The 1,701-nt window shown below is 26.7% G+C and carries 3 protein-coding genes; all 3 read right to left on the bottom strand.

All coding sequences use genetic code 11. The annotated features are described in order from the left end of the window. A partial coding sequence (locus FPG59_RS15900) for a hypothetical protein (RefSeq protein ID WP_217875949.1) occupies positions 1 to 446 on the bottom strand: 446 nt, incomplete at its 3' end. Positions 447 to 637: 191 nt separating this feature from the next. Further along, complete coding sequence (locus FPG59_RS15895; RefSeq protein ID WP_086455510.1) at positions 638 to 1,264, bottom strand: hypothetical protein; 627 nt, start codon at positions 1,262 to 1,264, stop codon at positions 638 to 640. 176 nt (positions 1,265 to 1,440) lie between these two features. Continuing rightward, a partial coding sequence (locus FPG59_RS15890) for a protein tyrosine phosphatase (protein WP_254906725.1) occupies positions 1,441 to 1,701 on the bottom strand: 261 nt, incomplete at its 5' end.

Raw genomic sequence — 1,701 nt, 5'->3', positions numbered from 1 at the left:
TTTATATATTCTTCTGAAAATTCATAGTTGACTAATTTTGAACTATTCTTTTCGTTTTTCTCTAAAATTGATTTTGCTGATTTGATCAGCATTTTTTCTTTTTTGTTGGATGTTAAATAATCGCCACCAAATAATATCATTCCAATTATTGGAAAAATTATAAAAAGAATTAAATATGTTTTTTTATTCGATTTTGCATTAGTGGCATCATTATTTTTGGTTTCTGCAATTCTTGTTAGATTAAACATTACATTTATAATTAGTGACCCAACCATTAAAGCAAGAATACCCAAAACGCTCAAATAAAACGTTTCTGTCATATTTTCTCTAAAAACTTTTAATCCAAAAACTTGAATTATAATAAATGTAAAAACCCAATAAACTAATAGAAGTATTGCTGTGATTCCAATTGCGTTGCTAATTTTTACAAGTTGTTTCGGTGTCATAATTTCATTTTTTTGGTTAATTATATTTTTCGTTTTTTCGAGTGATATGTATGTTAATTTTATTTACTATCAAGGGTTTAGCGCTAATTTAAGGTTTGTTTTTTGGTTGTTACTAAACCTCCAAATACAAAACCAACTTTCAATTCTGTCAATTGCCCAAATTCGTTGTAGGAGCTTAATGCAGAATAGCTTTATTCAAATTGTATGTCGCTTACTTTTTCATCTTTATAGTATAATTCATAATCCGAATCTTTGTTAACTACTAAAATTGCAAAAAACAATTCTGCTGTAAATTTTTTATAGGTAGTTTCTCCAAAATATAATGTGCTCAATTTTGGTTTTTCTGTTGTTCCAAAATTTATTTTCATTTCAAAGTTTTTATAACCTTCTATATCGAAGAGGTTGAAATAATCTTTTTCAAAAGTATCATAAGGAGGTAACAAATAGCTATTAATTTCTTCACCATTTTCTTTATAGATTTTATCTTTTCTAAATGGAATTAATTCTGGATATCCAATTATTCCAGCATATCCTTTATAGTCCGCAAGTCTATACCGAATTTTATTTTTAGTGTCTAAAAGCGAAAATGCACTTAACTTTGTCTTGTTGTCTATTTTTGATTCAATTTTGGTTTTAATCATGACTTTTCTTAAATCATCACTAGTTACTTTTAGTTGTCTTATTCCAAAAACACTTACGTTATCAACTAATTTCGATTTTAAAATTTCAATTTTTGTTTCTTCTTTTGTTGTAAATTGAGCGTACAAACTGAAACTTATATTAATGGTTATAAGCAGTATTATTTTTTTAACCTTCATTTTTTATTTATAAAATTATTTTCTGTTTTCTCTAAAGTTGTTGCCAATGTTTTCTCATCTGTCGCTATTGTCTCGCTTATGAAGGCTGTTAAATCACAAAATTTGATGACTGGCACAAACTAAAATCCTATTAATCTATTCACCCATCATGAGCGGGACGCTCGCGGAGGGGTAAATTATAGATATTCTGAAATTGATGTTCTGATTTCTTCTATTAATTCTTTATCCATGTATTTATAAATATCAGGAATATCCAAAATTATGATTTTCTTATTGCTTGTTTCAGTTGAGAATCTTTTAAGGATTTTTTCTTTATGCTTTTTCTCCATTACAAAAATAATTTCTGCCCAAATTATTAATTTAGAATTAATTTTTATTCTGGCAGAATCTTCAGTTCCAGCTGATTTCACATTGTATTCAGAACTGTTTTTATAGAT

The organism is Flavobacterium sp. FPG59 (assembly GCF_002150205.1).
Lineage (GTDB): Bacteria > Bacteroidota > Bacteroidia > Flavobacteriales > Flavobacteriaceae > Flavobacterium.
The sequence above is the reverse complement of the archived record's forward strand: the minus strand, read 5'-3'. Positions and strand labels throughout refer to the sequence as shown.

What these genes read in the sequence shown, in the direction of transcription:
- FPG59_RS15895 (WP_086455510.1), bottom strand. Translation starts at nt 1,264, where the DNA reads ATGAAGGTTAAAAAAATAATACTGCTTATAACCATTAATATAAGTTTC.